Source organism: Zhouia spongiae (genome assembly GCF_022760175.1).
Taxonomy (GTDB): domain Bacteria; phylum Bacteroidota; class Bacteroidia; order Flavobacteriales; family Flavobacteriaceae; genus Zhouia; species Zhouia spongiae.
Genome location: NZ_CP094326.1, coordinates 142,141 through 167,977 on the forward strand (window position 1 = coordinate 142,141; position 25,837 = coordinate 167,977).

At 38.5% G+C, this 25,837-nt stretch carries 29 protein-coding genes; 13 read left to right on the forward strand and 16 right to left on the reverse strand.

What is annotated here, in order from left to right:
- Positions 1-66 precede the first annotated feature (66 nt).
- Positions 67-1,302, forward strand: coding sequence for a peptidase T (gene pepT, locus MQE36_RS00600; protein WP_242937275.1), 1,236 nt, complete (start codon positions 67-69; stop codon positions 1,300-1,302).
- 6 nt (positions 1,303-1,308) lie between these two features.
- The gene (locus tag MQE36_RS00605) at positions 1,309-1,899 is read left to right on the forward strand and encodes a YdeI/OmpD-associated family protein (RefSeq protein WP_242937276.1); all 591 of its coding nucleotides are present in this window, start codon (positions 1,309-1,311) and stop codon (positions 1,897-1,899) included.
- Between the two features lie 54 nt (positions 1,900-1,953).
- Here the strand turns inward: MQE36_RS00605 and yajC are convergent, their stop codons facing one another.
- The 4 genes from yajC to MQE36_RS00625 form a co-directional block, all read right to left on the reverse strand.
- On the reverse strand, positions 1,954-2,238 hold the full coding sequence (yajC, locus tag MQE36_RS00610; RefSeq protein ID WP_242937277.1) for a preprotein translocase subunit YajC: 285 nt from the start codon (positions 2,236-2,238) through the stop codon (positions 1,954-1,956).
- 18 nt (positions 2,239-2,256) lie between these two features.
- On the reverse strand, positions 2,257-2,733 hold the full coding sequence (locus MQE36_RS00615; protein WP_242937278.1) for a DUF1573 domain-containing protein: 477 nt from the start codon (positions 2,731-2,733) through the stop codon (positions 2,257-2,259).
- Positions 2,734-2,802: 69 nt separating this feature from the next.
- A complete protein-coding gene (nusB, locus tag MQE36_RS00620; RefSeq protein WP_242937279.1) occupies positions 2,803-3,747 on the reverse strand; it encodes a transcription antitermination factor NusB in 945 nt (314 codons plus the stop codon).
- Positions 3,748-3,830: 83 nt separating this feature from the next.
- Positions 3,831-4,934: a Glu/Leu/Phe/Val dehydrogenase dimerization domain-containing protein gene (locus MQE36_RS00625; protein ID WP_242937280.1), complete on the reverse strand. Its 1,104-nt coding sequence runs from the start codon at positions 4,932-4,934 to the stop codon at positions 3,831-3,833.
- Between the two features lie 142 nt (positions 4,935-5,076).
- Here MQE36_RS00625 and MQE36_RS00630 point away from each other — a divergent pair, with 142 nt between their 5' ends.
- The 3 genes from MQE36_RS00630 (at position 5,077) to MQE36_RS00640 (ending at position 9,900) form a co-directional block, all read left to right on the forward strand.
- The gene (locus MQE36_RS00630; RefSeq protein WP_242937281.1) at positions 5,077-6,834 is read left to right on the forward strand and encodes an ABC transporter ATP-binding protein; all 1,758 of its coding nucleotides are present in this window, start codon (positions 5,077-5,079) and stop codon (positions 6,832-6,834) included.
- Between the two features lie 78 nt (positions 6,835-6,912).
- The gene (locus MQE36_RS00635) at positions 6,913-7,302 is read left to right on the forward strand and encodes a PUR family DNA/RNA-binding protein (RefSeq protein ID WP_242937282.1); all 390 of its coding nucleotides are present in this window, start codon (positions 6,913-6,915) and stop codon (positions 7,300-7,302) included.
- 87 nt (positions 7,303-7,389) lie between these two features.
- Positions 7,390-9,900 (forward strand): M14 family metallopeptidase, encoded by a 2,511-nt coding sequence (locus tag MQE36_RS00640; RefSeq protein WP_242937283.1) that lies wholly within the window; start codon positions 7,390-7,392, stop codon positions 9,898-9,900.
- A 68-nt stretch (positions 9,901-9,968) separates the two neighbouring features.
- On the opposite strand, the gene MQE36_RS00645 is transcribed toward MQE36_RS00640, so the two are convergent.
- On the reverse strand, positions 9,969-10,154 hold the full coding sequence (locus tag MQE36_RS00645; protein WP_242937284.1) for a hypothetical protein: 186 nt from the start codon (positions 10,152-10,154) through the stop codon (positions 9,969-9,971).
- Between the two features lie 143 nt (positions 10,155-10,297).
- Between MQE36_RS00645 and MQE36_RS00650 the strand changes: the two genes are divergently transcribed.
- Both MQE36_RS00650 and MQE36_RS00655 read left to right on the forward strand, forming a co-directional pair.
- On the forward strand, positions 10,298-10,657 hold the full coding sequence (locus MQE36_RS00650) for an ISAon1 family transposase N-terminal region protein (RefSeq protein WP_242937029.1): 360 nt from the start codon (positions 10,298-10,300) through the stop codon (positions 10,655-10,657).
- Positions 10,638-11,624: an ISAon1 family transposase gene (locus tag MQE36_RS00655; protein WP_242937030.1), complete on the forward strand. Its 987-nt coding sequence runs from the start codon at positions 10,638-10,640 to the stop codon at positions 11,622-11,624. The genes MQE36_RS00650 and MQE36_RS00655 overlap by 20 nt, the downstream gene beginning before the upstream one ends.
- 229 nt (positions 11,625-11,853) lie before the next feature.
- On the opposite strand, the gene ftsY is transcribed toward MQE36_RS00655, so the two are convergent.
- The 10 genes from ftsY to recR form a co-directional block, all read right to left on the reverse strand.
- Positions 11,854-12,807 (reverse strand): signal recognition particle-docking protein FtsY, encoded by a 954-nt coding sequence (gene ftsY / locus MQE36_RS00660; RefSeq protein WP_242937285.1) that lies wholly within the window; start codon positions 12,805-12,807, stop codon positions 11,854-11,856.
- A gap of 155 nt (positions 12,808-12,962) precedes the next feature.
- Complete coding sequence (locus MQE36_RS00665) at positions 12,963-13,115, reverse strand: DUF4295 domain-containing protein (RefSeq protein WP_242937286.1); 153 nt, start codon at positions 13,113-13,115, stop codon at positions 12,963-12,965.
- A 12-nt stretch (positions 13,116-13,127) separates the two neighbouring features.
- Positions 13,128-13,310, reverse strand: a complete 183-nt coding sequence (gene rpmG / locus MQE36_RS00670) for a 50S ribosomal protein L33 (protein ID WP_038261471.1) — start codon at positions 13,308-13,310, stop codon at positions 13,128-13,130.
- Positions 13,311-13,330: 20 nt separating this feature from the next.
- Complete coding sequence (rpmB, locus tag MQE36_RS00675) at positions 13,331-13,567, reverse strand: 50S ribosomal protein L28 (protein ID WP_242937287.1); 237 nt, start codon at positions 13,565-13,567, stop codon at positions 13,331-13,333.
- A gap of 76 nt (positions 13,568-13,643) precedes the next feature.
- Complete coding sequence (locus MQE36_RS00680; protein WP_242937288.1) at positions 13,644-14,891, reverse strand: competence/damage-inducible protein A; 1,248 nt, start codon at positions 14,889-14,891, stop codon at positions 13,644-13,646.
- Positions 14,891-15,232 (reverse strand): Hpt domain-containing protein, encoded by a 342-nt coding sequence (locus MQE36_RS00685; protein ID WP_242937289.1) that lies wholly within the window; start codon positions 15,230-15,232, stop codon positions 14,891-14,893. Before MQE36_RS00685 ends, MQE36_RS00680 begins: the two co-directional genes overlap by 1 nt.
- Positions 15,229-15,840, reverse strand: coding sequence for a fumarylacetoacetate hydrolase family protein (locus MQE36_RS00690; RefSeq protein ID WP_242937290.1), 612 nt, complete (start codon positions 15,838-15,840; stop codon positions 15,229-15,231). The genes MQE36_RS00685 and MQE36_RS00690 overlap by 4 nt, the downstream gene beginning before the upstream one ends.
- Positions 15,841-16,126: 286 nt before the next feature.
- On the reverse strand, positions 16,127-16,903 hold the full coding sequence (locus tag MQE36_RS00695; RefSeq protein WP_242937291.1) for a 3'-5' exonuclease: 777 nt from the start codon (positions 16,901-16,903) through the stop codon (positions 16,127-16,129).
- A 93-nt stretch (positions 16,904-16,996) separates the two neighbouring features.
- Positions 16,997-18,307 carry a dihydrolipoamide acetyltransferase family protein gene (locus MQE36_RS00700; RefSeq protein WP_242937292.1) on the reverse strand — a complete coding sequence of 437 codons (1,311 nt, stop codon included), beginning with the start codon at positions 18,305-18,307 and terminating at the stop codon, positions 16,997-16,999.
- Between the two features lie 173 nt (positions 18,308-18,480).
- Complete coding sequence (gene recR, locus MQE36_RS00705) at positions 18,481-19,098, reverse strand: recombination mediator RecR (protein WP_242937293.1); 618 nt, start codon at positions 19,096-19,098, stop codon at positions 18,481-18,483.
- Positions 19,099-19,181: 83 nt separating this feature from the next.
- Between recR and MQE36_RS00710 the strand changes: the two genes are divergently transcribed.
- A complete protein-coding gene (locus MQE36_RS00710) occupies positions 19,182-20,660 on the forward strand; it encodes a sodium:solute symporter (protein ID WP_242937294.1) in 1,479 nt (492 codons plus the stop codon).
- The gene (locus MQE36_RS00715; RefSeq protein WP_242937295.1) at positions 20,657-21,142 is read left to right on the forward strand and encodes a lipocalin-like domain-containing protein; all 486 of its coding nucleotides are present in this window, start codon (positions 20,657-20,659) and stop codon (positions 21,140-21,142) included. Before MQE36_RS00710 ends, MQE36_RS00715 begins: the two co-directional genes overlap by 4 nt.
- Before the next feature lie 253 nt (positions 21,143-21,395).
- Here the strand turns inward: MQE36_RS00715 and MQE36_RS00720 are convergent, their stop codons facing one another.
- On the reverse strand, positions 21,396-21,755 hold the full coding sequence (locus MQE36_RS00720) for a CoA-binding protein (protein WP_242937296.1): 360 nt from the start codon (positions 21,753-21,755) through the stop codon (positions 21,396-21,398).
- A gap of 117 nt (positions 21,756-21,872) precedes the next feature.
- Between MQE36_RS00720 and MQE36_RS00725 the strand changes: the two genes are divergently transcribed.
- The 4 genes from MQE36_RS00725 to MQE36_RS00740 all read left to right on the forward strand — a co-directional run bounded on the left by MQE36_RS00725 (position 21,873) and on the right by MQE36_RS00740 (position 25,831).
- Positions 21,873-24,347, forward strand: a complete 2,475-nt coding sequence (locus MQE36_RS00725; RefSeq protein WP_242937297.1) for a TonB-dependent receptor — start codon at positions 21,873-21,875, stop codon at positions 24,345-24,347.
- Between the two features lie 136 nt (positions 24,348-24,483).
- On the forward strand, positions 24,484-24,822 hold the full coding sequence (locus MQE36_RS00730) for an ArsR/SmtB family transcription factor (RefSeq protein ID WP_242937298.1): 339 nt from the start codon (positions 24,484-24,486) through the stop codon (positions 24,820-24,822).
- Between the two features lie 38 nt (positions 24,823-24,860).
- Complete coding sequence (locus MQE36_RS00735) at positions 24,861-25,328, forward strand: DUF6428 family protein (protein WP_242937299.1); 468 nt, start codon at positions 24,861-24,863, stop codon at positions 25,326-25,328.
- A gap of 11 nt (positions 25,329-25,339) precedes the next feature.
- Positions 25,340-25,831: a GNAT family N-acetyltransferase gene (locus MQE36_RS00740; protein ID WP_242937300.1), complete on the forward strand. Its 492-nt coding sequence runs from the start codon at positions 25,340-25,342 to the stop codon at positions 25,829-25,831.
- The last annotated feature ends 6 nt before the right edge of the window (positions 25,832-25,837 follow it).

Genomic DNA, 25,837 nt, shown 5'->3' on the forward strand with positions numbered 1-25,837 from the left:
CAATATTTCTTCAAAATAATACTAAAACTAAACTATATAACTTATTTTTGATGAAAAGTTATATTCATGAATGAGATTATTGATCGTTTTATCAGTTACGTTACGATAGATACACAATCTGATCCAGATAGCAATACAACTCCCAGCACAAAAAAGCAATGGGATTTAGCTAATAAACTGGTTGAGGAATTAAAAAACATGGGGATGCAGGACGTTTCCATAGACGAAAACGCATATATTATGGCCACGCTGCCTTCTAACGTGGAGCACGAAGTGCCTGCTATTGGTTTTGTAGCACATTTTGACACGACTCCTGATTACAGCGGTACTAATGTCAAGCCTCAAATCATAAATAACTATGACGGAAAAGATATTGTTCTGAACAAAGAAAACAACATCATCCTGTCTCCCGATTATTTTGAAGACCTTTTGCTCTATAAAGGTCAGACGCTCATTACTACCGACGGGACTACACTTTTAGGAGCCGATGATAAAGCCGGTATTACCGAAATCATGGAGGCTATGAAATACCTTATTAATAACCCCGGAATAAAGCATGGAAAAATAAGGGTTGGTTTTACACCGGATGAAGAGATCGGAAGAGGAGCGCACAAATTTGATGTAAAAAAGTTTGGTGCCGACTGGGCCTATACCATGGATGGAAGTCAAATTGGAGAACTCGAATACGAAAACTTCAATGCTGCCGGTGTGGTTGTAAAGCTGAGCGGAAAAAGTGTTCACCCAGGGTATGCTAAAGGGAAAATGGTTAACTCCCTGATCATTGCCAATGAGTTTTTATCATTGTTACCGCCTAGAGAAATTCCTCAGTCAACCGAAGAAAGAGAAGGTTTCTTCCACTTTTACGGAATTAAAGGTGATGTAGAACTGACCCAGATAGATGGAATAATAAGAGACCACGATCGAAATAACTTTGAAGCCCGTAAAGAATTAATACTTCAAATTGCAGACGATTTAAAAAGTAAATATGGCGATGATGCCGTATCTATAGAAATAAAAGACCAGTATTACAATATGCGCGAAAAAGTTGAACCTGTCTTTCATATTGTAGAGATTGCGGAAGAAGCGATGAAACAATTAGGCATAACTCCTATCATCAAACCCATCAGAGGAGGCACAGACGGCTCCCAACTTTCTTACATGGGACTCCCGTGTCCAAATATTTTTGCGGGCGGACATAATTTTCACGGTCGCTACGAATACATACCTGTTGAGAGCATGGTAAAAGCGACAGAAGTAATTGTTAAAATTGCTGAGCTTACGGCCAACAAATACAAAAACTAGCACACTATGGCTGTTTTTTCAGTAGATGAGTATATAAGTAAACATCCCGAATGGAACAAAGAGCTGGTTCTTTTACGGAAACTCATGCTCAATACTGAAATGGAGGAAACCATTAAATGGGGAGCTCCTACATACACCGTTAACAATAAAAATGTGATCGGACTGGGAGCATTTAAAAGTTATGTCGGTATTTGGTTTTTTAACGGGGCACTTTTAAAAGACACCGGAAACAAACTTATAAATGCTCAGGAAGGAAAAACAGTTGCCATGAGACAATGGCGGTTTACTACTATAAATGAAATAGATAGAAAACTTGTAAGCTCCTATATTTCAGAGGCCGTTCAGAATCAAAAGGATGGAAAAACCATAACTCCACCTAAAACTGAAAAGCCAGGATTCCCTTCTGAATTAACAGACGCATTATCTAATGATTCCAGCCTTAAAAAAGCATTCGGCGAGCTGACTTCTTATAAACAAAAGGAGTATGCAGAATACCTGTTAGAAGCCAAAAGAGAAAACACCAAACTCAAACGATTGGAAAAAATTATTCCAATGATCAAAAAAGGCATCGGGCTAAATGACAAGTACAGAAAATAAAAGAGGGTCGCCTGAGCGACCCTCTTTTATTACGTACTTATAACAGATAGTAACCTATTTCTTTTCCGGAGCATTTAATCGATGAGACATTTCCATAGAAATCGCAGAACGATCAAATTTAATTTTACCCGCTAAAGTTTCGATAACACAAGTATTATCACTTCCAAGTTCTAAGATCTTACCGTGCATTCCGCTTTTGGTAACCACCTTATCACCTTTCTTTAACTCACTAGCAAATTTCTTTTCTTGTTTTTGTTTTTTAATCTGTGGACGGATCATAAAGAAATACATCACTGCGAAGATTAAAATAAACGGGGCAAATTGATTTAAAATTTCCATTAATTATTTTTATTATTCTTAGTTAGACACTTTTACAGGAGATCCGGCTTGTGCTTTAGGAGTTACAAATGCCTTAATTCTTAAGGTCTCTTTCCCGTTAGCAGTATTTGCTGTAACTGTAATAGTTTTCATCACCTGGTTCGAACCCGAACCGTTAAACTTAACCAATAACTCTCCGGTTTCACCCGGTGCAATAGGATCTTTTGGCTTTTCAGGCACTGTACACCCGCAACTAGATTTTGCATCAGTAATAATTAACGGTGCTTTTCCTGTATTTGTAAACTTAAATATTGTTTCAACCTGGGTTCCTTGTACAATATTACCAAAGTCATGTTCAGCTTTTTCGAAGGTCATTACAGGCAAATTCTTTGCATCGGCATCGCGCTGAGCAGCAAGATCAACATTCTCAGTTTTTATTTTATCAGCAGCATTGTCTTTACATGCAACAAAAGACATTGCAGCTACGGCAACTAATGTTAATACTATTTTTTTCATTTTTTATAGAATTTTAATTGGGGTAAAATTACTAAATATTAGGCGCAATATAACATTTATCGGTAAGTGTTACATGAGTCCGCGTCCAACTTTATTCAATTTATTATCATTTTGGTATTCCTTCACCAGCTTATCCAAAATACCATTTATAAACACACTGCTTTTAGGGGTAGAGTATTCTTTGGCTATTTCAACATATTCGTTCATGGTCACTTTAACCGGAATTGAAGGGAACTTAAGAAACTCACATATCGCCATTTTCAATAAAATAGAATCCATGTCCGCGATCCTTTCCACATCCCAGTTTGGAGTCTTCCCTGAAATCTCTTCCTGCAACTTTTCGTAATTAAGAACTGTTTTCTTAAACAGGTCCAGGGCAAACTTCAGATCGTCATCGTCCTTATAGAGAGAAGGAAGAAAATAGTTAACTTCTGAATTCTTCTTAAGTCCGGTAATCATTTTTAAAATAAGGGTATTCACCAAAGGCAAATCATCTACCCAGGTCAAATTATGATCCTCGATAAATTCGTATAATTTATCGTTTGGTGCTATTATATTTTTATATATGTCTGCCACGAATTCTTTATCTTCCTTAAAAGACGATTCGGTTCCGGACATATAATTCCGGTAAATGTCGCTTTCAAGAATAGCATCATAAATGATCTCTACATATTTATCGTCCAGATCCCACGACAATTTCCGGTTAGACAACTCTTCCTGTAGCGGTTCATTAGCCACTAAAAGCTTTAAAACATCATTATTTACAAACTTCTTATTTGGATTTTTCTCTTCCTGCGTGGCAAGATATTTCTTTTGAGATAAACGTTGCTGCTCATCTGCTTTTTTCTGGATTTCGATTAGCAACGAAATCAAAGTCAAATAGAGGTTGTACATATTATCCATGCTGAACTTCACGAATTTCACTTCTTTATCAACATTAGAATTACCTCCAGACTGGGCTAATGCATAAATAGATTGCATTACTTTTACCCGAATATGTCTCCTTGTTAACATACTATAAAGAACTTACTAAAAAATTAAGGGCGGAAGGATAATCCTTCCGCCCCGCAAAATTAAAATTATTTATGTAAAGTCTCTTATTTTTTTGACTCTAATTTACGGGCATCGATACGTGCCTGAGCCATTTTAAGAGCTGCCTGATGTGTTGTGATCTTTTCAAGTTCAGCCTTGGCAAAAATTTCTAAGGTTGTATTATAGATATTTTCGGTTTTCCTGATGATTTCATCCTTACCGTATTTTTCAATCTCTGCATACACATTAATAATTCCTCCTGCATTAATTAAAAAATCAGGTGCATAAACGATTCCCTTCGCTTTCAACATGGCACCATGAGTATTTTCATTTGCCAGCTGATTATTTGCTGCACCGGCAATTACCTTAACCTGAAGTTTATTAATCGTCTCATCATTTACTGTTGCCCCCAAAGCACATGGAGCATATATATCGGCCGATTCCTTGTAAAGGTCATCTCCCTTATATATTTCTGCACCATACTTGGCACTCACCTGGTTCAATCTTTCTTCATTAATATCGGCTATAACAACCCTGGCATCCTCTTTTGTTAGATATTCAACCAAAGTTTCACCTACGTGACCTATACCTTGCACCAATACTTTTTTACCCGATAACACATCACTCCCAAATTGGTATTTGGCAGCAGCTTTCATTCCCATATACACTCCATAGGCAGTTATAGGTGAAGGGTTCCCTGCTCCACCCCTGGACTCGGAAATTCCGGTTACGTACGGAGTTACATCATGCACCAGATCCATATCAGACGTCTCCATACCTACATCTTCTGCAGTTATATACTTTCCTCCAAGAGAATGTACATACTCTCCAAATTTTTTCATTAGTTCAGGAGTCTTTTCCGTTTTGGCATCTCCGATTATAACTGCTTTTCCGCCTCCCAAATTCAAGCCACTGATCGCAGATTTAAAGGTCATCCCTCGCGACAATCTCAATACATCATTCAAAGCCTCCCATTCATTATGGTATTTCCACATTCTGGTTCCCCCAAGCGCGGGCCCCAATACTGTATTATGAATACCGATAATTGCCTTTAATCCTGTATCTTTGTCGTGACAGAACACTACTTGTTCATGATTATCGAAAGAAAGCTGACCAAATACCGGGTCTACTTTTTTAAGATCATTTAGGGCAACTACTTCTGATCGCATATTATATAGTTTTAAATTAAAAGCTATTTAAATTTTCAATTCGTCAAAAATAAACGAAAAAACAATACCAAAATTGAATATTTGGCAAAATTAACTTTTTTGATCCAACATTCAATCAAACACAAATAATCTCAAATAGAACATGAAAGAATTAAAGTCAATTCATAAATTCTTTTTTAAATACAAATGGAAGCTTCTTGTTGGAATAATCATCACAATAATTGCCCGTATATTCTCTTTGTTCCTTCCTCCTTATATCAATAAGTCCATAACAGCAGTCGAAAATTACTTAAAAACACCCGGAGCCGGTATATCGGCTGTAAAAGAGGAATTAATACTGTATATATTTATTATTATAGGAACCACGCTTCTGTCTGCATTCTTTACATTTTTAATGAGACAAACCATTATCAATGTATCCAGATATGTTGAGTACGATCTTAAAAATGAAATTTTCAAACAATACGAACGGCTTTCTTTAGGTTTCTTCAAAAAGAACCGGACAGGAGATCTGATGAACAGGATAAGCGAAGATGTAACCCAGGTAAGAAACTATGCAGGTCCTGCCATAATGTACAGCATCCAGACCATCACCTTATTTATATGTGTCATTCCCATTATGATATACAAAGCGCCTACAATGGCCATGTATACGTTAATACCGCTTCCTTTCCTGTCTGTTTTAATCTACAAAATAAGCAAAGTCATTCACGAAAGGAGTACAGCTGTCCAGGCATACTTATCCGACCTGTCGGCTTTTTCACAGGAATCATTCTCAGGGATATCCGTGATCAAAGCATATGGCATTGAGCCCGAAACAAATGCTACGCTGGCAAATCTTGCCAATGAAGGGAAGGACAAAAGCATGAATCTGGCTAAAGTCAATGCCTGGTTTATGCCCTTAATGATCTTAATGATAGGTTTGAGTACCACTCTGGCAATATATGTTGGCGGTATGCAGTATATAAACGGAAAGATTCACAGCATAGGGATTATTGCCGAATTTATCATGTATGTCAACTTTTTAACATGGCCTGTAGCCATCGTCGGATGGGTAACATCTATTGTACAAAGGGCAGAAGCTTCCCAAAAACGTATCAATGAATTTATGAGCTTAACTCCGGAAATACAAAATGAGACAGAAGAAAACTCTCTGATAAACGGAAAAATCACTTTCAATAATGTGAGTCTCACTTACGACGATACCAATATCACTACCTTAAATAATGTTTCCTTCACACTTCAAAAAGGGGAAACCCTGGCACTAATAGGTAAAACAGGATCGGGAAAATCAACCATTCTCGATCTTATAGGAAGGCTGTATGATGTAACTGGCGGAGAAATCCTAATCGACAACACCCCCATAAGACAAATTAATTTATACGACCTGAGAAACAGCATCGGAGCCGTTCCTCAGGATGCCTTTTTATTTTCAGATTCTATAAAGAACAATATCAGGTTCGGAAAGGCAGATGCCACGGATGAAGAAATTATTGAAGCTACTAAAAAAGCTGCGGTACATGAAAATATCCTTGGTTTCACTAAACAATATGACACCGTTCTGGGAGAAAGAGGAATTACATTAAGCGGGGGGCAAAAACAAAGGGTCTCTATTGCCCGTGCAATGATAAAAGATCCGAAAATATACTTATTCGATGATTCATTATCGGCTGTAGACACGGAAACAGAAGAGCAAATTCTAAATAACCTTCGTAAAATATCTAACGAAAAAACAACAATTATTGTAAGTCACCGTATTTCATCGGTCAAAAACGCTGATAAAATCATTGTTTTGGAAGACGGAAAAATAACCCAGCAAGGAACTCATAATCAGCTGATAAGCCAGGAAGGATACTATAAAGAACTATACTTAAACCAGTTGTCAGAAAAAGAAAACTAACTTTTTTTTGTTTCGTTGCGATTTTTTTCACATTTTTGATTTGTTGAAAAAACTAATTTTAAGACTACAAGAGGGATTATGAGCGAAAAAGATTTATTAGAGAAAGACGAAATTTTCTCTAAAGTTTTAAGAGCCGGAAGAAGAACTTACTTCTTTGATGTACGTGAGACTAAGGCTGGAGATTATTACCTAACCGTGACCGAAAGTAAAAAGTTCACTCACGACGACGGTTCCTTCCATTACAAAAAACACAAAATCTATCTTTATAAGGAAGATTTTGATGCCTTCAAAGAAATTCTTGATGAAACAACCAGCTTCATCATAAATGAAAAAGGAGAAGAAGTGATCTCTGAGCGCCATCAGAAGGACTTTAAAAAAGAAGAATTTTCATTAAATGATGAATCAGAATTAAATGCAGAAGAAGTAAACACGGAAAAGTTTACCGACATTAGCTTCGACGACATTTAAAAAGTTAGAACATCATAAAGTACACACCGCCTTTGTTAATTCATAGGCGGTTTTTTTATATTTACTTTTTAAGAAAAATCAACACCTATGAAAAAAATCACTTTTCTTGTTATTGTTTTTACTCAATTCATATCAGGACAAAACGATATTACACTGGATTACTACTTACCACAAAATGTTTCATACAACGCAAACATACCAACCCCTAAAGAGATTATCGGGCACGAGGTTGGCGAATGGCACGTAACCCATGATAAACTGGTAACATACATGAAAAAGCTTGCCGAAGCATCGCCAAGGATATCTATTGAAAACAGGGGAACAACATATGAAGGGAGGCCGATTCTTCTGCTAACCGTTACCTCCGAAAAAAACCAGGCCAATATCGAACAAATAAGACAAGACCATATCCGGCTCACCGAGAACAACAGCAACGCTCTAAACACGGACAATATGCCTATCGTTGTGTACCAGGGATTTTCCATACACGGCAATGAGCCAAGCGGATCTAATGCGGCATTGGCAGCTGCTTATTATTTGGCAGCTGCAGAAGGCAATGAGATAGACAACCTGTTAAACAATACGATCATTCTGTTCGATCCTTCATTTAATCCGGATGGCCTGCAAAGGTTTGCCTACTGGGCTAATTCAAACAGAAGTCATGTTCTGAACCCCGATCCGAACGACAGGGAATACGACGAAGTATGGCCGGGAGGCAGAACCAACCATTACTGGTTTGACCTGAATCGCGACTGGCTTCCGATTCAGCTGCCTGAAAGCCAAGCCCGTATTGAAAGCTTTCATCATTGGATGCCCAACATACTGACCGACCATCACGAAATGGGCACGAACTCCACTTTCTTTTTTCAACCGGGGGAACCGTCAAGGGTTAATCCGCTAACCCCAAAGATGAATCAGCAACTAACTAAAGAGATTGCCAAATATCATGCAAAAGCCCTGGATAAGATCGGCTCTTTATATTACTCGGAAGAAGATTATGACGACTTCTATTATGGTAAAGGCTCAACTTTTCCTGATATAAACGGCAGTATCGGCATTTTATTCGAACAGGGCAGCTCAAGAGGACACCTACAAGAATCAGAGAACGGGATCCTTACCTTCCCCTTTACTATCAGGAACCAGTTTACTACAGTATTATCAACTCTTGAAGCTGCAAAAAACCTAAGAGTTGACATATTGAACTATCAACGGGATTTTTATACAAATGCCAGAAGCGAAGCTTCCAAAACCAAAAACAAAGCTTATATTTTTGGCGATGAAAAGGACGCCACAAAGGCCTATCAACTTGCAAAAATCATGAAAAGCCACCTTATCGATTTATACGAACCGACAGGTGATATTACAATTAACGGTAAAGATTATAAGAAAGAAAACAGCTATATAGTTCCGAAAAATCAAAAAAACCATCGCTTAATAGAAGCTATGTTTGACATCAGAACAAAGTTTGAAGACAGTCTCTTTTATGATATTTCAGCATGGACATTCCCTTATGCTTTTAACCTCGACTTTACCGAAACCACTACCACCGGAAACAAAATAGATCATCTTTCTATAAAAAAGGGGAGCATTAACAAAGAGAGCAGCTATGCTTATCTTTTTGAATGGCATGAATACTATACTCCAAAAGCCCTGAATATGATACTGAGCAAAGGCATCAGGGCGAAAGTCGGAAAAACACCTTTTTTTGTAGAAGGCAAAGATTACGACTATGGAACCATCATGATTCCTGTCCAAAATCAAAAACTGAACAAAACAGCACTATACAATTTCCTTAAAAAAACGGCTGACGTATCACATATAGATATAACTGCTGTTTCAACAGGCTTAACAACAGGGATCGATTTGGGGAGCAATGATTTTGAAGCTTTAAAAAACCAAAAGGTAGCATTAATAGTAGGCAACGGAATAACATCATATGACGCAGGAGAAATATGGCATTTGTTCGATCAGCAATACAACATGCAGATCTCCAAATTAGATACAGACAACCTGAACAGAACCGACCTGGACAGGTACACAGCTATTATATTGCCTAATATGCGGGGGAATGCGCTAAGCAGTTCCATCATAAATAACCTTAAAGAATGGGTAAGAAACGGAGGCACATTAATAGGCTTCCGGAATACTGTCAACTGGTTAAAGAATAACGATCTTCTTAAAATCAACCTTAAAGAAAAAGAAATGACCGCCAGGAACATCTCTTTTGAACAAAAGGAATCCTTCTCAGGTGCCCAGGTTACAGGAGGCGCTATTTTTGAAGCAAGGATTGACAGATCACACCCCATCAATTTCGGCTACAAGAACAAAACACTACCAATGTTCAGAAATACCAACATCTACATAGAGCCCAATGAGCAAAGCTATAACAACCCAATCCAGTATACTCCGAAGCCCTTATTAAGCGGATACATCTCTGAAGAAAACTTAGAGCTTTTAAAAGGTTCTGTTCCTTTTCAGGTTCAACGTTTGGGACGAGGACGCGTAATTGGGTTCACCGACAACACAAACTTTAGAGCATTCTGGTACGGGACCAACAAATTATTAATGAATGCCGTATTCTTTTCTAAAATTATGTAGTACGACCGTTGAGTAAAAACACATATAGACACATTCCGAAAATTATCAAAAATATGTCTAAACCTCAATTATGAAGCAAACACTTGATTCATATACTGTATGAACTCTGTTTCATAATATCTCAACACAGAAATCAACACAGCTCCTATAATTGCATACCACCAGTTATAGGAGTTTCTTTTTATCGCCAGAAAACCAACTCCACTAACGATCAATAACCCCAGTGCAATGATAAGATTAGGAATCAGCCACATACCTTTCAGGATTCCAAATATCTTAACACCAGCGTAAAAAAGACAATAAAAAGCAATGATTTTTGTAATTGTAACGGATCAATCTCAAAAGTTGTGTGTAAATTGAATTTATAGTATGATCTTTGTTTTAAAAACTGACTTTATTGGATCCATACATTGACTTACTAAAGGTTCTCTTACCTGAACTATTAATTACTCATTTCGATATTGCTAAGCATGAAATAAACAAAGATGTTCTTCATCTTTATTTTGAGGAGAAGAATGATATTCCAAAAGAACTTTCCTCTGAGATACTTATTTCACACGGTTTTCATAAAGCAATCACCATTCAGGATTTCCCTGTTCGTGGCAAGCATGTTTATTTACATATCAAGCGCCGTCGATGGCTAGACAAAACCACAGGGCAAGTCGTGCATCGAAATTGGAATTTGGTAGCGCAGGGAACTCGTATGACCGTAGAGTTCGATGCTTTTTTAAAAGCACTTGGTCAGTACCAAGACTAATGATTGCCACACCATAGGTGGGTTTTATGGAGTTAAAGGCAAGAAGTTACAACGACACTATCGAGATTATCTAAGTGATTTTAAAGAGTGGAAAGATAAGCCCCACGCTAAAGACTGGTTAATCTTTCCTGAGAATATGGGTAAGTATTTATCTATTGATGAGACTGCTCTATCCAAAGGAGAACTCTACACTATTATTACTAATAAAAAAGCTAAAGGTAAGAAAGGTGCTATTGTAGCTATACTTACGGGAACCAAAGCTGAACCTATTATAGAACAACTGCTTAAAATCCCGAAGACACTTAGAGATAAGGTAAAAGAGATTACTTTGGATATGGCACATTCAATGAAAATGATTGTCAAAAAATGCTTCCCTAAAGCCATACAGGTAACAGATCGATTTCATGTACAAAAACTAGCCCTAGAAGCACTACAAGATATTAGAATCAAACATCGATGGGAAGCTATTGACCTAGAAAATGAACAAATTAAACAAAGTAAGAGTACACAAAAAGTGTTCATTCCAAAAACCTTTCCTAATGGGGATACCAGAAAACAACTCTTGGCTAGAAGTAGGTATCTACTCTATAAAGCACCCAACAATTGGACACAAAATCAACACATACGATCCAAAATCCTCTTTGAACAATACCCCGACATCAAAAAAGCATATGATTTAGTACAAGGATTAAGAAACATATTCAATACAGCTACCTCTATACAAACTGCTTACACCAAGTTAGCACACTGGTATAAGGATGTAGAACAAACAGGGTTTAAAGCTTTCAACACCATAGCTAATACGATAACTATGAACTATAAATCGATCTTGAATTATTTTATAAACAGGAGCACCAATGCTTCGGCTGAAGCTTTCAATGCTAAAATAAAAGCGTTCAGAGCACAGTTTAGAGGAGTGAAAAATGTAGAATTCTTCCTTTATAGATTAACTACAATTTTTGCATAAACACAACAATTGGGTATGATCCATTGTAACCAAGGGTTTCATCTGACAAATTGTTAATTAAAAAACTCCGGTCCCTGTTAGAAACCGGAGTTACATATGTTAATATTATCACTTAAACTGTTGCTTTACTCACCGGATAAGACACAAATACCCAGCTAACCAACTCACAAAAGCACCTCCGAAAGAATCTTCGTCTTCTCCTGCCCGGCTGTTATCCCGACCCGGGTGTTTATTTAAAAAAAGAATCTACAAATTCATACTTATTGAACACCTGAAGATCTTCTATACCTTCCCCGACCCCAATGTATTTGACAGGAATCTGAAATTGATCGGAAATACCTATAACCACACCACCTTTGGCTGTACCATCCAGCTTAGTAACAGCGAGCGAAGTAACTTCCGTCGCTTTTGTAAACTGCCTGGCCTGCTCAAAAGCATTTTGACCGGTAGATCCATCCAGCACCAACAATACATCATGGGGCGCATCTCCCACGACCTTTTGCATTACCCGCTTCACTTTAGAGAGCTCATTCATCAGGTTCACTTTATTATGCAGGCGCCCTGCCGTATCGATAATAACAACATCAGCATTTTGTGCAATGGCAGATTTCAGGGTATCGAAAGCAACAGAAGCAGGGTCGCTTCCCATTTCTTGTTTTACGATCGGCACATTTACCCGTTCGGCCCAAACCTGTAACTGGTCTATAGCCGCAGCCCTGAACGTATCTGCTGCGCCCAGAACCACTTTCTTTCCTTGCTTTTTGAACTGATAGGCCAACTTACCGATAGTGGTCGTTTTCCCGACTCCATTAACCCCGACAACCATCATCACGTACGGTTTTTTATCTTCTGGGACAGCAAACTCGGTTGCTACCCCCTTATTGGTTTCCGAAAGCAAACCTGCTATCTCTTCTCTTAATATCTTGTTCAACTCATCGGTTCCAAGGTATTTATCACGGGCAACACGTTCTTCTATTCTTTCGATAACCTTCAGGGTAGTATCCACACCTACATCACTGGTTACCAGAACCTCTTCCAGGTTATCCAGAACCTCATCATCAACCTTGGACTTTCCTGCAACTGCCTTACTTAATTTGGAAAAGAAACTGGATTTGGATTTCTCCAAACCTTTATCTAAGGTCTCTTTTTTATCCGAAGAGAAAATTTTCTTAAATAAGCTCATTATAAAAAATTATTTTTAAACCCATCCTTTACCTGCTTATTTTGGTTTTTACATACATAAAATAACCGGTATCTAAGGATCAATATTCAAATATAAAAAAAGAAAAAGCTACTTCCCTCAGAAAGTAGCTTTCAAATATAAAAAATATTGTGAACTTATTTTTTGTTTAACCAGTCGTTAACTTCTTCCGGAGCCATAACAGACTCAACAAAAGTGTAGGCACCAGTTTTAGGAGACTTAACCATCTTAATGGCTTTCGTCAACCTTTTTGATTTAGTTTGTAACGTTGCTACTGTTTTCTTTGCCATGACTCAAATATATTATTTAATTTCTTTGTGAACTGTCATTCTCTTCAGGATAGGGTTGAACTTTTTAAGTTCTAATCTATCAGGAGTATTCTTTTTATTTTTGGTAGTAATATAACGAGATGTACCCGGCTTACCAGACTCCTTATGCTCTGTACACTCTAAAATAACCTGAACTCTATTACCTTTCTTTGCCATCTTAATATCTTTTTAGAGGATTACTTAATAAACCCTTTTGCTCTAGCTTCTTTTAAAACCGCTGATATTCCTTTTTTATTGATTGTCTTAAGAGCAGATGTAGACACCTTTAAAGTAATCCACCTGTCCTCTTCAGGAATATAAAAACGCTTCTTTGTTAGGTTAGCGTTAAATCTACGCTTGGTTTTGTTCATCGCGTGAGAAACATTATTTCCCACCATTGCTTTCTTACCAGTAAGTTCACAAACTCTTGACATTTCTTCTAACTTTAATGTTATTTCAAAACAGGGTGCAAATTAACGAATTTTTCACCTACTGTACAAGTGCCTGACATTAATTTTTTAAAATTTCTTTCTGAATCAGTTCGAAAGCCTTATTCACAGCTTTGTTTACCACCTTTTCCCGATGATTTCCAAAATTATACATCTTGCTAAAAACGGTATTCGGAGTAGCAATAGCTATAAAAACGGTACCGACATCTGCATCAGAGTCTCCTTTGGTTGGCCCTGCATTTCCTGTAGTTGCTATAGCATAATCTGATTTATACAACTTTTTCACCCCTGATGCCATGGCCTCAGCCACCTCTCGGCTCACAACAGAATATTTATCTATAATAGGCTGCGGCACGCCAAGAACATCTGTTTTTGTATCGGTAGCATACGTAACCACCCCCCCTCTGAAATATTTAGAGGCTCCGGGAAGGTCCGTAATAGCCTGTGCGATTTTACCTCCGGTACAACTCTCTGCCAGGCTAAGTGTTTTATTCTTTTCTGTAAATAAATCGGCTACCAACAATTCAATGGAATCTTCTTCTTCGTATCCATAAATTACATCCCCGATCAAATGATGTAAGGCTTCCACCTGTTGTTGTACTTCCAGCTCAATCGCATCCTTTCTCTCTCCCCTGGCAGTTAAACGCAGCCTTACTTTGCCCAGGTTCGGCAGGTATGCCAGTTTAATAAACTTTGGAAGGTGATCTTCCCAGTCGGCAATCCTGTCAGCCAAAGCACTCTCCCCGACACCATAAGTTAATATGGTTTTATGCAATATATATGGCGTATTAAACTTTTGCTGAATTCTAGGAACCACCTCATTCGTAATCAGGGCTTTCATCTCAAAGGGCACACCCGGTAAAGAGATAAAAACCTTTCCCTTTTTCTCAAACCACATTCCGGGGGCAGTTCCATATTTGTTATGCAGCACTTTTGACGACGAAGGTACCAATGCCTGCCTTTTATTGACATCTAACAAGGGTACTGAAAGGTATTTACTGAAAAGGGCCTCTATATGTGACAAGACTTCAGTATCTTCAATCAGTTCATCATCAAAGTATTCACACAAAACATGTTTGGTGATATCGTCTTTTGTAGGACCTAAACCACCTGTGAGAATAACGATATCCACTCTCGCTTCAGCCTCCTTCAGCGCATTCAATATGTGGCAACGCTCATCCTGAACAGAAGTCATTTGATATACCTGAACCCCGACCTTATTGAGTGCTTTGGCTATATATGAAGAATTTGTATCGACAACCTGGCCGATAAGGATTTCATCGCCAATTGTAATTACCTCGGCATACATTAAAGATTGAAATCTTTTTTAAGCTCTATAATAGCTTCATCTACATAATTTGCAGCATCCGGCATCAGCGATTTTATCAGATTGATATCCCGTCCTCCTTTTGCTTCATTCTCAATAGTGAGGATGCTATTTTTAGCAAACTCCATCCCCAGCAAGTCTAAATTCGGTTTAAGCTTGTGGGCATATTGATAGATACTCTCAAAATCCCCTTGTCCGATAGCCAGTTTAAGTTCATTTAAATCCTGCGGGACCTCTTCAAGAAAAGCCACAACGATGGTTTCTATGAATTCCTGATCACCTGCTGCCAGTTCGTTTAGTTTATTTAGTTGGTATTTCATCATTTTACATTTAATGTAAACATTTTTTTATTTTCCAGATATCCCTCCAGACAATCACCTCTATCCACCTTCCCCACACCGGCCGGTGTTCCGGTAAAAATAACATCGCCGGTTTTTAACGTAAAGAATTGAGAGATATAAGAAATAAGTTCATCTGTTTTCCAAAGCATATATTCCGTATTTCCGCACTGAACCACCTCTTCATTCTTATGGAGCTTAAAATTTATTTTGTCCATACTTCCAAATTCACTTTTATCAATCCATTCACCTATTACAGCCGATCCGTCAAAAGCCTTTGCTTTTTCCCAGGGCAATCCTTTCGCTTTAAGCTCTGCCTGAACATCTCTGGCTGTAAAATCCACCCCCAGACTGACCTGATCATAATATTTATGGGCAAATTTTGTTTCGATATGTTTCCCAAGCCTGTTGATCTTAACAATAAGCTCTGCTTCATGATGAATTTCATTTGAAAACCCAGGAATATAAAACCCTTGTTCTTTATTTATCAAAGACGTGTCAGGTTTTAAAAAAAGAACCGGACTTTCAGGCTTTTCATTATCAAGTTCTTCAATATGTTCTGTATAATTCCGTCCAACACAGATGATCTTCATCCCTTTAAAATATTAATTTAGAAATCTTAAAACCAACCTGATTACATCAGGTCGCTTAAATTAAAAGTGAAAGCTGTCCTAAGCTTACCTTCAGCAAAAGTTACTCGATCATCGAGATTTAAATGCTCCGACACTTGTCCTTGTGAAATGTTCCTAAAGGAATTTCACAGGGCTTGCGTCGAAATGTTTTGCCATGCGCAGGCCGGCTCCATCGCTAAAAAGGGCTACCAGACCTTTTCTTTACGCTTGGCCCTCTCGTGGGCTTGCCCTGCCCCGCGGTAGTCTACTACAGAAGTTTATTATTCAACTTTCTTAATTTTATCCCGGTAAGCACCTTTTTGGTATAAAGCGGAAAATCTGCATTCAGTATCCACCCAAAGTAACCCGGCTCCTGCTCCAGAACCTCTTCTACCTTTTTCCCTTTATGTTTACCAAACGAAAAAACTTCTTCTCCATCCTTATCGAATGTAATGAACCCTGCAAAATCTGCCGTTTGTTTTCTGGTTGTAAAAGCAGACAAGAACTTAACATCATTCTCCAGTTCATCATATCTTTCCACCTGAGCCTTCAATACCTCGTAGGTTGCCAATGTATCTGCTTCAGCACTGTGCGCACCTTCAAGGTCTTTATTACAATAGAATTTATAGGCAGCAGTCAGTGTTCTTTGCTCCATTTTATGAAATATGGTCTGAACATCGACAGAAACCCTGTTTTTCATGTCAAAATCAACATCTGCCCGAAGCATTTCTTCTGCCAGCAAAGGAATATCGAACCTGTTTGAATTATAACCTCCAAGATCGCAGTCTTTTATCATATTATAAATCTCTTTCGACAATGCTTTGAAAGTAGGCTCATTTGCTACTCTGTCGTCTGTTATCCCATGAATGGCAGACACATTTGCCGGAATAGGCATTTCGGGGTTTACCAACCAAGTTTTACTTTCTTTGTTCCCGTTGGGATATACCTTTAGGATTGATATTTCAACTATACGATCTTTTGCAACATCCGTTCCCGTTGTTTCTAGATCAAAAAAACATATTGGTTTGGTGAGGTTTAAATCCATTTAAATTATTTTTTCATTGGTAAAGATACATTATCAAAAAAAGAAACCCTGAAAAATTCAGGGTTTATTCTTAATGAAGTTTTTTATTTTTAATCAGATTTCTCTGTTTGAATCCCAATTTTCAAGGTATTCAGCCACACGCTTGACAAATTGTCCTCCTAACGCTCCGTTTACCACTCGATGGTCGTAACTATGCGATAAGAACATTTTCTGTCTGATTCCTATAAAATCACCATCCGGTGTCTCTATAACTGCCGGCACCTTTCTGATAGCTCCAAGGGCTAAAATACCCACTTGGGGCTGGTTTATAATCGGTGTTCCGAACACACTTCCGAAAGTACCCACATTTGTCACTGTATAGGTTCCGTCCTGAATTTCGTCCGGTTTCAGCTTATTAAAACGGGCTCTATTTGCCAGGTCGTTAACAGCTTTGGCCATTCCCACCAAATTTAGCTGATCGGCATTCTTTATTACAGGAACAATTAAATTTCCATCCGGCAATGCCGCCGCCATTCCCAGGTTAATGTTTTTCTTTTTTATGATCTTGTCTCCATCAACAGATATATTGATGAGAGGAAAATCGCGGATAGCTTTAGCAACTGCCTCCATAAAGATCGGAGTAAATGTTAGCTTTTCCCCTTCTTTTTGCTCAAAGGACTTCTTTATTTTATTTCTCCAGTTAACAATCTTAGTAACATCTACCTCTATAAAGCTCTGAACATGTGCCGAAGTCTGTTTGCTTTGAGTCATATGATGAGCGATGAGTTTCCCCATCCTGGTCATTTCTATAATCTCATCCTGACCGTTCACAGAAATTGGCGTCGCTTGCGATTGTGCAGCTGCGACAGCCTTGACTGCCGGCTTTTTAATTTCAGCATGAACAATCTTACCTGATTTCCTGTCTTCTATATAGGCCAGCATATCATTTTTAGTAACGCGGCCATCCTTGCCTGTACCTGCTATAGTGTCCAGTTCTTCCACACTGATCTCCTCCTCCCTGGCCATGTTCTTCACCAAAGGGGAATAAAACCTTTCAGAAGAAGTATAATCAGCCTGAGTAGCGGCGACAGTTTCCTTAACAGATTCAACTGACTTTTCTATTCGTGCTACAGCTTCCTCAACCTCCGCTTCGGCAACTTCCGTTTTGGCAGCCGGGACATCTCCTTCTGTTTCAATAATTGCCAACACCTGCCCCACCTGAACCACATCATCAGCTTCAAAGAACCTCTCAACTAAAACACCATCAACCTCACTGGGAACCTCAGAATCAACTTTGTCGGTTGCTATCTCCAAAACTGCTTCGTCTGCTTCTATAGTATCTCCAACTTCTTTAAGCCAAGAGGTAATTGTTGCTTCAGCAACACTCTCTCCCATTTTAGGTAATTTCAGTTCAAATTTTGCCATATTATTAATCTAGTAGTAATTTTTGTTAGTTGCGTTGCGAAATTAATCAAAAAAATAGTGTTTTACTGGTAAATGTGTAAAATATTTACCTGAGCACTTCTCCGCAATATTATTCCTGAGCATAAAATTAAAGCTTTTCACATAAATAGCAGGGCTGTCGGGAAACGAATCCTTTAACTTTTTAACGAATTCTCAAAAGGAATACGGTTCAAGATACTCCTTCCGAGAGTCACCTCATCTGCATATTCCAGCTCATCACCAACTGCAATACCCCGTGCGATAGTCGATGTTTTAACCCCGTATGGATGAACCTGTTTATAAATATAGAAATTCGTTGTATCTCCTTCCATGGTAGAGCTTAAAGCAAATATAATTTCTTTAACCACTCCCTTTTCCACCTTCCTGACCAGAGGCTCTATATTCAACTCACCGGGTCCTATACCGTCTAATGGCGAGATTTTTCCCCCAAGCACATGATAATGCCCGGTGTATTGACCTGTATTTTCAATAGCCATCACATCCCTGATATCTTCCACCACACAAACCAACGACTCCTCTCGCTTGGGGTTTGCACAAATTTCGCACCACTCGACATCTGAAATATTATAACAGTTCTTACAGTATCTGATCTCGTTTCTTAGGTTCTGTAATGCAAAAGACAAACGCTCGGTCTGCTCTTTCGGCTGCCTCAAGAGATGAAGGACCAACCGTAATGCTGTTCGTTTTCCTATACCTGGCAACTGAGATATTTCGTATACAGCATTCTCTAGTAATTTAGACGAAAATTCCATGCTACGAAATTACGATTTTAGATCCAGCTGGATGAAATTATAATCGAGTTTTGTATTTTGGCATGTAAATTTCAAAAACACCTATGAAGCCTATACACATCCTCATACTCATAGCCCTATATTTTGCAGTACTCATAATCATATCTTATTTTACAGGAAAAGAAGACTCTAACGATGCTTTTTTCAAAGCCAACAAATCATCTCCCTGGTTTATTGTTGCCTTCGGAATGATCGGCGCTTCCCTTAGTGGAGTTACCTTTATTTCCGTACCTGGAGATGTAGGTAACGGAATGTTCAGCTATATGCAGGTTGTATTCGGGTATCTTTTCGGGTATTTTGTAATTGCATTTGTGTTAATGCCCATTTATTACAAACTTAACGTTACATCCATTTATGAGTACCTGGGGAATAGATTCGGCATAGTAAGTCATAAAACCGGGGCTGTTTTTTTCTTCGTTTCCAGAGTATTAGGAGCCTCCTTCAGACTGTTCCTTGTTGCCAGTGTATTGCATGAATTCGTTTTTAAGTTCTGGAACTTTCCATTTGCCCTGACAGTAGTTATTTCGGTATTGCTTATCATGATATACACCTTTAGAGGCGGTGTAAAGACGGTTGTCTGGACCGATACCATACAAACCTTATTCATGCTGACCGCCCTTATTGTTACCATCGTTCTGATATACCAGCAAATGGGATGGGGCTTCGGGGATTTCATGGAAAGCAAAGAGCTTAAACAGTTCGACAAAATATTCTTCTTCGATGACTTTTTAGCCAAGAACCATTTCATCAAACAGTTTCTGGGGGGTATGTTTATAACCATTTGCATGACAGGTCTGGATCAGGATATGATGCAAAAAAACCTCACCTGCAAGACGCTGAAGGATGCACAAAAAAACATGATAAGCTTTAGCGTAATCCTGGTTTTTGTAAATTTCGTCTTCCTGTTGCTAGGTGCATTACTCTTCATATACGCCGATACAAACGGCATCGGCATCCCGACTGTAGACGGCACCCCAAAAACCGACCTATTATATCCTGAAATAGCGTTAAAATCCAATTTAGGCATCCCGGTTGCCATATTTTTCACTTTAGGACTAATAGCTGCTGCCTATTCCAGTGCCGATAGTGCGCTAACCTCTTTAACCACCTCCTTCTGTATCGATTTTTTAAATATTGAAAAGAAGCCCCTGAATACTCAAAAAGGCACAAGAAAAAAAGTACATATCATTATGGCCGCACTTCTAGTACTTGTCATTATCAGCTTTTACTATTTGCTCGACCAAAGTGTTATCAGCGGGTTATTGACAGTTGCGGGATATACCTACGGCCCCTTGTTAGGTTTGTTTGCCTATGGTATTTTCACCAAACAAAAAATCAATGATAAACGGGTTCCCTGGGTCGCTATCATATCAGTCGGGGCAACCTACCTGATTGCCAGTCTGCCACCGGCATATTTAGGCGGCTATCAATGGGGGTATGAATTATTGATATTAAACGGGCTTATAACTTTTACAGGACTTTCAATAATCAGAAAAAAACAAACAGATAACCAGGTAATATGAAAAAAATAAAAAAACAACTTCTCATTTTAATCAGCATCATAACAGGCTTTTCCTGTTCGGATAAAAAAATAGAAAAGGCGAAACCCGAACCTGCTGATATCACCGGAACCTGGAAATTAATTTCAGGAACCATTATTAATGATCAGGACACTGTTGTAACGGACTACACCAAAAATCAGGAAATGATCAAAATAATCAATGACACTCATTTTGCTTTCTTAAGACATGATCTTAACGGAGGGAGAGACAGTTCGGCTGTATTTGTTTCCGGAGGCGGCCCTTATACCGTTAAAAATAATATTTATACAGAATTTTTAGAATACTGCAACCACAGAGAATGGGAGAATAATAACTTTTCCTTTGAATTCACCATAAAAGAAGATACCCTCACCACAAAAGGAATCGAAAAAATCGATGAGATCGGAGTTCATCATATGAATATCGAAAAGTTCGTCAGGCTAAAAAGTCGCGATCAGCAGTAAGCTCCTCCGGAGCAAGCTCATAAGAAGGTAGTCAATACAAGAAAAACAGAGGGTTAATTTGATCATTTTGTGATATAGTTGTAAGCTAACATTGAATGGCTTAAAAAGGAGTAAAATATGTTGTATAATTTCTTTTAAAGAAAGACTCGCACCTTGTCATACTTCCCGCTTTACTTTTAGTGTATTTTTCAATGAATGTAGCGTGGGGAAAGCCAGCCGCTAATATCTTTAACAATAACAGAAAAAGATAATATCAATACTGATGTGTAGATAATAAAACCAAAGTACAGGCTTCTTCCCACCCAATTCCATTCGATTCCAGTATGCTGTAAAATTCTTTATTTTCAGTACCCGGATTAAATATAACCCTTCTCGGTCCGAGAGACACTATATAATCGTAAAAGTCCTTTTGGGCATTCGAGTTCAGGTATAGTGTCACTGTATCTATATCATCGTATTGCTGTAGTTTATTAACAATATTCACATCGGCAACCATGCCTTCTTTTTTACCAAAAGCCACTACCGGTTCATCCGAATTTCTCAGTTGATGAACCGCTAAATAACTATACCTATCCGGTTTTAACGAAGCTCCCATAACTAAGGTTCTACCCATCCCGTGTATTTGTTAAAAAATGTTAATTGTCCTTAAAAGCAGTAACACATTACCCATATCATCGTCAATTAGGTACTAAACTAAAACATTTATCATCAATCAAAAAACAACTAACCAATGAAAAATTTTATAATAACACTTACGCTTGTAATAAGTGCCTGTTTTCAATCATTCGCACAACCGTCTCCGGAAGCGAAAATAGGCACTGTTAGCGGAAAAGTTATCGACAAGACCCTTAATCAGCCTATTCCGTACGCATCGGTTGTAGTAAAATCAAAAACTGATGGAGCCAACCTCACCGGAGGCATTACAAATGACGATGGAACCTTTGAACTAAAGAATATTGAAGAAGGCACCCATCTTTTTACGGTTCAGTTTATAGGCTACGAAACCTTTTCTAAAGAGATCACCATCTCGAGACAAAACAGAAAAATTGCCCTGGGAACTATAACCCTCAGTGAAAATGCAATCGAATTAGAAGGAGTTAACGTGGTAGGTGAACGCACTACCATAGAACAAAAAATAGACAGAAAAGTTATCAATGTAGGGAAAGACCTTACCACCGCCGGAGCCACTGCTTCAGACATTATGAACAATATTCCGTCTGTTAATGTGGATCAGCAAACCGGTAACATCAGCCTCCGCGGCAATGAGAATGTACGTGTAATGGTAGACGGAAAGCTTTCTAACGTTCCTATAGCTCAGTTATTGAAACAGATCCCCTCATCGTCGATCAAAAGCATAGAACTCATAACAAACCCTTCTGCTAAATACAACCCTGAAGGTATGAGCGGTATTATTAACATCATCCTTCATAAAAATGCAAATATCGGCTTTAACGGTAATGCCAGTGTTGGTTTAACTTATGATGAGAATGCCAAATTTAACAGCACCGTCGATATGAACTACAGGAACGGAAAATTTAATGTTTATGGAAATGTCGGTACTAACATCGGGAAAAACAACAATCATGGGAATATCATTAGAGAGGTTGAAAACTCCGAACAGTTATTTCAATTTAAAAACAACGACAAATCATACCTTTATAAGGTTGGAGTAGATTTTTTCCTCAACGACAAGAACACTGTTTCATTCTTTACCAATCAAAATATTTATGATGGAAAAGCCAATGGAAACACAGGTCTTGTTTATTACAACGACTTATCCAGGAATTTTGCTCAAAGAGCTTACAGCAAAAGTGGAAATAGAAGCGAACAGTACAATTTTGATTACAAACACGACTTCTCGAAGGAAGGTCACAACATCGAATTGGAAGTAGATTATAATACGTTTAATAGCGATAGTGATTTTGATTTTAAATACAGCGGAAATACCAATTTAATTAATTACTCTGATTACGTAGGCTCTGAAAGAGATCAGCTGACTGCTAATCTGGATTACATTAACCCACTTTCAGAAAACTCAAAACTGGAACTAGGTTTAGAGCTCAGACAGTTTGATTCGGATATCGATTATTCATCTACAGGCTTGTCGTATGACCCTGACATTGAAGACTTCGGACCTACGCCTGACAGAAATTTTAAATACGATATGGACATCTACTCCGCATATGCCACATTTGGGCAAAATTTTGAGAAGTGGGGATACCAGTTAGGCGCAAGAGTTGAAACTGTAAACGTCGATGCTATTACCACGGAACAAGAAGAAGCGGGGCCAGATTCTGTTGAGACTTTTAAAGACGATTATGTGCAAATTTACCCTTCGGGATTTCTTACTTATACACCAACTGAAAAAAATCAATATCAGCTAAGTATAAGCAGGAGGGTAGACAGACCGGGACTCAACCAGGTAAATCCATTTAGGGAATGGAGCACACCCCAGATCTCATCCCTGGGCAATTCAGAACTGGTACCTCAGTTTACCAACTCAATCGAAACCAATTATACGCGCAGACTTAAAAGCGGTAGTATAACCGCAGGCGTTTTTTACAGGATTATTGAAGACGAAATTAACAGAGCTGTATACATAGACCGGGTAGACACCGAGCGGATCATACTTACTTTTGACAACTTCGACAGAACAACTGCCTATGGTATTGAAATATCTTCCAACTACAGGCCGACAAGCTGGTGGAACTTCAATACAAGTTTTGATCTTTTCTCTCAAACCCAGAAAAGCCTGACTGAACTCTCTACATCTCCGGACGAAGAAATAACTGAAGATGAAATCATTGAAGACGAAATTGAAGTCGACAACACGCAATGGAACTTTAGAATGAATAACAACTTTAAAGTAACAAAGAAACTCACACTTTCGTTATTCGGTATGTATCGATCCAGCGCAAAGGGCATCCAGTTTGAAAGAAAACCAATGTACTTTGTCAACACAGGTGCCCGCTATAGTTTTGCCGAAGGAAAAGGTACTGTAAGTTTAAACTACAACGACATCTTTAATACGATGAGATTCGCTTTCGACGGAGATAACCCATACCCGCAAGAAGGCTCATTTCACTGGGAAAGCCAAAGCGTGTACCTGGGATTATCGTACAGGTTCGGAAGCGGAAAAAACAGGGCCCTGAAAAGGAAGAACAGAGACGACAACACCAAAGAATCCGGTGGAGGAATCTTATAAAACAGGATACCCCCGCGATTATTTCAAAGTCAATGGTTAGTGTTTTATTGCGGGGCTATTAAATCCGGGGTTTTTCTCCGGATTTTTTTGTTCACAATTATAATAATCGTAATATTGCAATATAATAATTCATTAAATGGGAATCACTAAAACAGACATCTTCACAGAAGAACAAAATCAAATTGCCAAAATAGCCAAGGTAATCGGTCATCCCGCAAGGGTTGCTATTATTCAGCACCTCATCAAGGTTAACCAATGTATTTGCGGAGATCTTGTCGATGTAATCGGGCTGGCACAGCCTACCATATCACAACATCTCAGGGAACTAAAAAACATTGGCCTCATTAAAGGTAATATTGAAGGCACCAGTGTTTGTTACTGCATCGATTCCGAAAACTGGAATCGTTTTAAATCCTTGCTCTCCACTTTTTTTGATACTTACAAGAGTGATGATCGCAGGGACAGTTGCTGTTAAAAAAATTTAATTTCATTAATCGTAATATTACAATAAATATGAAACTCTCTGAAATAAAAGAAATCCTTAAAAAAGTAAATACTATTGCTTTTGCACTGCCTGATGGCAACCTTGTACCCGAGCATTTTCACGTAACTGAAATAGGAAAAGTAAAAAAAGACTTTATCGATTGTGGCGGGACAACCCGCCATGAGGAAGTTATAAATTTCCAGCTATGGAGTGCTGACGACTATAACCATCGGCTCCACCCTGAAAAACTGGTTCACATCATAGAACTGTCAGAAAAAACATTGCAGCTTGGTGACTCACAAATAGAAGTTGAATATCAAGGTAAAACAATAGGCAAGTACGGCCTGGACTTTAACGGACAACATTTTTTACTTACCAGTAAGCAAACCGATTGTTTGGCAAAAGACAACTGCGATGTCCCGGCCAATAAAAAAAGAAAGGTTAATATATCGGAATTGCAGGCCTCGTGTTGCGAACCCGATTCCGGATGTTGTTAAATAATAGTATCATGCATTTCGGTCTAATTACGCCCGGCCATTATCCTCAGGTTGCTGAAATATACCTCGCCGGGATCAAAACCGGCAATGCGACCTTTGAAACGGGAGTACCATCATACGAGCTATGGGATAAAAAACACCTTCCGTTCGGACGAATTGCTCTCTTTACAGGTAACAAAATGCTTGGGTGGGCTGCTTTATCAAAAGTATCAGACCGCTGCGTCTATAACGGCGTTGCAGAAGTAAGCATTTATGTTGCTCCCGGTTCAGCAAGAATCGGGATAGGCACACAATTACTCATAAAGCTTATTGAAGAAAGTGAAAAAAACGGGCTATGGACATTGCAATGCGGAATTATGAAAGAAAATACAGCCAGTATTAAACTCCACCAAAAATGTGGATTCAGGAAGATCGGATACCGAGAAAAGATCGGAAAATTACACGGTGTCTGGCGCGACAACATCATTATGGAACGAAGAAGCAGAAAACAAATATTCAACTAAACAGCT